We start from the raw sequence: 6,764 nt of genomic DNA on the forward strand, positions 1-6,764 counted from the left end.
TTCCACATTTCACCCTCGAAACGAATGAAAATTCGGAAAATAAATTATGTAATACAGATAGTAATCTTAACATTTGATTACTTATATGACTAGATAAGTATTTAAAATAGTAGTTACTAAATTATATAAATTAAAAGGAATGAGTCCGATTCAACATCGAACTCATTCCTTATTAGTAACCTAAATTATTGTATCTAACTTTTCGGATTCAATTCATTTCCAGTTCTCTTTCCAAACTTAGCAACAGAACTGTTACCTATTACTGAACTCTTGATAGATTCCATGCTATAGTATCAGTCCCATTCTCTCCATTACCATATTTCATATAATCGATTAAATATCCTACCTTTAACTTATTACCATTAGATAATAGGTTCCATTGCTTATGGTGTCCAGTGAAATTCTTTGGATATGCATGATTAAATTTAAAAGTACTTGCGTTCTGTTTTTGATCTAAATGGATATAACTATCTTGAAGTTTTAAATATGCATAATCTGAATAAATAGGATTTTGAAATTTAATTAATACCTCTTCATCCTTTTTAATTGGTTTTCCAGGCTTAGGTTGACCTACTCTTTCAATAATTACATTCACTTTTTCATCGCTAGATTTTTCAGCCCAAAGATACTCCCATTTATTCCCTGCATGATGACTTCCCAAATAAGCTGTATTTCCATATGAAGCCACGGTATAAGGAACCCCTTCTGTAACAAATTCACCTGAATTATCTACTACATAATCTTCAAATTCTTTATTAGCTTTAATTTCAGTATCAATCTTTTGTGTAGGCGTTAGATTGTGTGCGTCATTGATTTCAAATGTAACTTTTCTGTGCGCAGCAATTTCAGATTTAATAGGGTGTATATTTTCTCTAGACTCATATGTAAATCCATTTTCACGTTTAACCAGTGTTACTGTTTGTGACGGAGCATTCCATTTCTTACTATAAGTAGTAGGAATATCTTTACTCACTCCAAATAAACCAGGTAAAATTGTTGCCCTAATCTTTTGCGTCACAGAATCATAACTACCTTCTACTAATGTTGGTTGCTGTAGCTTTGCAAAAGCTCCGTGTACAGAGTCTTTATGTAAATAACCGCGATCTCCCTGTCCCGCTTTTAAATCGTTCAATGCATCGGTTCCATTATTAGCTGAAACCACTGATACGTTATTAGTACTTTTAGCCTTGTTTACAATATGATTTACTTTTTTCGTATCTATATTTACCTGTTGAAAAACTTCGTTATAGGATAAAACTGGCTTATCAGCAAGAGATTTGTCTTTAGGAGTATATACCCTAAACTTTGGTATATTTCCTATATCTGTTTCTAATTGTTCAGTAGCTGCATTTACTCTAGACTCATATCTCCCTGAATCCCCCAAATGCATAATTTCTTCACCTTTTTCAATAGATAAATCCATTGTACTTGTAGGTAAAACTTCAATCGAAAGAAGTTCCCCTTGTTCAACAGCTTTCAATTCATCCAAAGATAAGACAATATTCGCATCTGCTTGTCCTTCTAAACTGTCAATTACTACTTCTGTTTTATTCCGTCCACCTTTTTCTGTACTTAAATAGTTTGCTTTATAACGATCTTGTGTTGCCTTTACAGTATTAATAATTTTGTTTCCTAAACGAATATTAAAATGAGGCGAAACATTTTCAGCGGATGCTGTTCCTACATTCTTATATTCCAAATGTACCCGTAATTTTGCTGCGTTCGCTGTATCCACAGTTGTTGCAGTAGACCAATCAAAATTATTTGTATAACTCTCCGTTTCCGTAGTTGTTTTTGAATATCCGTATCCCACATTTGCTGAAACACTTCCGGAAGGAACAGGACCGGCTGCTGAGCCTTCTACACCACCTGAACCACTTAAACCTACATTAAATGAATGTTGTGTAGATACACTTTTTTCCCATCCTCTACTAACTGATCCGCCATTATTATCCGTAATGGTTGCAATAGGAATTACTTCAATTCGTTTGACACCAATTTGCAAATTCGGCATGTTGGCAACTATCGGATTGAAATTAGTATCAGAATCGTTGTTATAATTCTCAATCTCATACATATCAGTAAAAGGATCACCATCCGTATTTGCATTCATAGGATTCGATATAAATTTTGGTTTCCCTTTATCCTTCTCGGGATCCCATGCTTTCGCTTCATTTTTTCCAGTTTGTGAATTGAATTCAATTTTATATCCATTAATCTCTAAGTCGTTGGAAATACCATCTTTATCCCAATCGTTGTTTGCCATTTCAATGTTTTGTGTAATGAGTGAACCTATTTCCCCATCAGATCCGAGCGTGAAATTCTTATCTTCTTTTTTTACATTTGCATTCTCTTTGAATATTTCAACTGTACCTCCTGGATTCGGTTGTTTTACATCTGCTAAAGCAGGAGATGCTAAAGTCAGTGCCATCGATACACTACCTAATACACTAATTGCTGGCTTCAATTGTTTCATTGTTATTTTTCCTCCTTGGTTTCTAGGTCCATTAGAACACCTACTAGTAAGATTAATTTCATCATATATAACAAATCTTTCTTTTCTCTCTCATAACTGTTAAAAAAGTCTCTCGTAAATATTACAAAACACTTACAGAGTTTTTAAAAGCCATAAAATCTATATATGAAACATCAAAAAGCCGTAATATGAAGAATCGATTACAATATATACAAAAAAGCAGCTAGCCAAAGCTAACTGCTCACTAACTTATAAAATTTCAGTAAAAGAATGTATTAATTTTGAAGTGTGCAAATTGGGAAAATGACTTCAACTATAGTCCCCTTATTCACTTCACTCTCAATAAATACCTTCCCCTGGTGTGTTTCAATAATTTTATAACAGACCATTAATCCTAAGCCGATTCCCTCTTCCTTAATACTGTAAAAAGGTTCTCCTAAATATGGTATACGTTCTTTTGGAATCCCACATCCTTGATCGATAAAGCGAATCCTTATTTGATTATTATCAAGTTTATCAAATTGAATCAAAATTTCTCCTCCTGTTGGCATGGATTCAATTGCATTTTTTATAATATTAACAAATACTTGTTTTAATTGATTTCCTTCACATGGAATCAGTGGAATACCAGGTGTAAAATCAATTCTAATTTTTATATTATTCATCATTGCTTGAGGTTGCAGTAGCATTAAAACTTGATCCATTAGCACACTAATATCATTAGGTTGTATCTTTACCACCTGTGGTTTGGCTACCGCCATAAATTCATTAGTAATACTTTCTATACGCTCAATCTCTGATGATACTATATTTATATAACCTCGATTATTCTCAGTTTCCGTTGATTTTAGTAATTGCATAAACCCTTTCATTGCGGTTAATGGATTATTAATTTCATGAGCCATTGCAGTCGCTAATTGTCCTACGACAGCAAGTTTTTCAGATTTCCGTAGTAATTCTTCTGTTTTTAGCCGTTCAGTGATATCACGAGAAATACTTAGGAAAACTTTTTTACCATTTAAGTTAAAAACACGGACACTAAACTCAGTTGTTATTATTTTTCCTGTTGGAAAAACATATTCATCTTGCAAAGTGAAGGAAGTTTGTCCCTCTCTAATTTTTTCTAACATCCTTACAATCATTTTAGAATCTTGTGGTACTACATTTGGAAATGGTAACGAGAGCAGCTCTTCTCTACTATATCCAAATCTTTTACAACCAACAGGGTTTACCTCAATGAATCGACTTGGAACATGATTTTCATTCAGCTCTACTACATATACTGCATCAGTTGCTTGTTCGATTAGTGCACGGTACTTCATTTCACTATCTTTTAATTGTTGGTGTAATCGATGTCGTTCTCTTTCTGCTTGTTTTCTTTCAGAGATGTCTCTACATATTGCAGATAAAGCTATCACATTTCCTCTTACGTCTAGTATAGGAGAAACTGTCAGACTGACATCAAGAAGACTTCCATCGTTACGTCGTCTAACAGTTTCTAATCTAGTAACTACGGATTCTCTCGTTAGAATTTTCTGAATATTTTTAAGTGATTCTTCCATTAAGAAATCTGGTACACAGGGTAATCTCTTACCTATGATTTCTTGTAATGACCATCCAAATATCTTTTCATAAGCTTTATTTGCTTGTAAAATATGCCCTTCTCGATCAGAAATGGTAATAGCATCTACATTATGCTTTATAAATGATTCTAGTAATTCTTTGGTAGCTCTTAATTCTGATTCTACCTTTTTCCTTTCGGTTATATCGACTATAGAACCAACAACTTCCATAACTTGTCCATTTCGTTTAATCGGCCTAAGTGCAATAAGAATTATCGTTTTATCATCTGGCCAGGGTAATTCGAATATAATTTCTTTTCCTTCCCATGCCTGAAGATAATACTTCATCAATTGTGGAACTAAATGTGGTGGAACAATAGAAGCATCAATAGTCCGTAAGCTTTTCCCTACCACCTGTTCAGAATAAAATCCTTTTTGATAATAAAACTGTCCATCACATAAAGTGTGTATAAAGTGCTTACCCACTTTTTTAAATTTAAAAATCCCTCCTTGAAGCTCATGTACGGTATCTGTGAGTTCTTGCTTGGATTTTTTTAATTCCCGATTCATTTTAGATAAGTCCTGTGTTAAATAATATAATCTCTGGTAGGCTTCCATAAGAAATAGCCCAATTAAAAGCCCTAAAGCTATATATAATAAGCCTCCAGTGTAAAGTAACTTAGTATTAAAGAATACACCAACTACCCACTTTATTCCGACAAAAACAGAAAAATATAAAGATGCACATTTAAAAGGATGAAGGTTTTTAAAATATGTTTTAAAAGTAACAAATAGGATACCCAAACCTAAATAAGCAATCACAGGAGGTTCCCAGTAACCTCCAATGTAAAAGATACGCATTATAATAATGCTAATTAACGTAATCCAACCAGCAATGCGACCAAAGTAAATAAAAGATAGAATAAGAGGAACAACTCGAAGATCGTAGGAAAATCCCATGTATGGAAAAGAAAAGAGCATCAAAGTAACTGCAATAATCCCTCCATAGAATTTTTCGAAATATCGCCTGGAATGAATCAAAGACACTTGAATAAATATCGCTGCGCTAACTAATAAAGAAAAAATAGAAAGATTGATGAAATAGTCTTTAATAATCATGTAATGTCCCTCCTTGCATTAAAGATATATTCGACAAAAAAACAGAAAATCCTACAAATAGTACAAACAGTTCAGGTGTAAAAAATATAATTCCCTACATGACAGTACATGTAAATAGTATCATATTGATTCAAATCGAAAACCAGGGAATCTTCCATTTGAACCTTCAAACACCCCAAAAATAAGGTGTTTATTCTCTCTTTTTATTTAAATGTTTTTTATAAATTAATCAATTCCTTCACTATTACAATTCTTCAAATTCCTCAATTTCGGCTTTTCGCTTTAAAAATATTGCAATATCTTTATTACAAGTTGCTCTTTTAATGTATTTGCAATCTTTTGGTTAAGCCATACACATAAAGCAACCAGCACCTTGATTCAATATTCACTTTTTTGCTGTACAAATTCTTTTGCTTTAGCTAGGTGTTCTAGGAAATAAGGAGCCTTATGCCGTTCAATTTTTCACTTAACTTGGTGTCTAGTTTAGTGTACCATCCCCATGCCCATCAACTTAAGAAAATAGATTCACCCCAAAACGAAAAAATGAGCTTTTCTGTTAAAAGTTAGCACAAAATTTCGTTCTGGGGGTATTTGTTTTTCTTAGCTTGATAGCGATGTGTACCATCCCCAATTAATGCATTTTTTGGGTTCAGTTCATTATATTTTCTACTTTGTCTTTATACACAACATATTCTTTCCCATCCACTACTGCTACCACCGCAAATTCATCATTTGGATTGAATGAAAGCCAGTCAGCCCACATGCTTGTATTAGCACCTCCACTCCACATATGATGAACAGTGTTTTTAGTTAAATTCATAACTTTATAAGACGCATTTGGTGCATTTGTTCCAGTCTTTATTTCAAAAGTGTATGCGTTATGGATTTTTTTATAAAAGTAAAAAACGTTTGATGGACGAAGCTGATTCATAAAATCCTGTTCTTTTTTCTCTGCAATTTTTATCCCTTCTTGTAATCTGACAACATCTGTTCGTAATGTTTTCCAACTGTCTTTCGCTGCATTCAAGTTAGGGGTTAAGAATTTATATCTATTTTGATCCGCTTTTTGATCCGCTTTATCAATATGTCCCAGTACGCCCGAATATTGAGAGTCTAAATCATCCCATTCCCTTAGATTCTATGTCTTTCTGATAGTTTACTTGGCCTAAAAGGTCCTCCAGACGCTTTTGATCATCCTCAACCGCAGCTCCTTGGTTTTTTAAAATAGACTGCAAGGTCTCTTTATGGCTCCCAAATACTCTAACATCTTCTCCAATAGCATTTTTAAATTTAGTTAATTCTTCTATTAATACTTTTGCAGACTTTTGATTTTGTTGAATTTCCCCCTGTAAATCTGTAATCCCTTTTTTTAAAGTATCTCCATTCCCAGTAYTGATCGCCTCTACTAATGTTTCATAATCATTTTCAAATTTTGTATCGTATTCAATAATACCTGTCAATGTATCTAAAAGCTGTTTTTTTACTTTCGTATTCCATGAAACTGCATGTGCTCTTGCATTCTTTTGATCTTGTACAATTTTACTAGGTAAATCTGCATACCCATTAATAGTAATTCCTTCAAAACTCACATCCGGATTATTAATTAA

General features: G+C 33.2%; 2 protein-coding genes and 1 pseudogene. All 3 read right to left on the reverse strand.

The window, feature by feature from the left end; translation table 11 throughout:
- Positions 1 to 259: 259 nt before the first annotated feature.
- Complete coding sequence (locus AC1DKZ_RS30125) at positions 260 to 2,476, reverse strand: binary toxin-like calcium binding domain-containing protein (RefSeq protein ID WP_476997735.1); 2,217 nt, start codon at positions 2,474 to 2,476, stop codon at positions 260 to 262.
- Between the two features lie 275 nt (positions 2,477 to 2,751).
- Positions 2,752 to 5,157, reverse strand: coding sequence for a PAS domain S-box protein (locus AC1DKZ_RS30130; RefSeq protein WP_476997736.1), 2,406 nt, complete (start codon positions 5,155 to 5,157; stop codon positions 2,752 to 2,754).
- A 649-nt stretch (positions 5,158 to 5,806) separates the two neighbouring features.
- A pseudogene (locus AC1DKZ_RS30135) lies at positions 5,807 to 6,764 on the reverse strand (HBL/NHE enterotoxin family protein); the annotation flags it as partial.

This window comes from Bacillus sp. 05T21 (assembly GCF_056396785.1).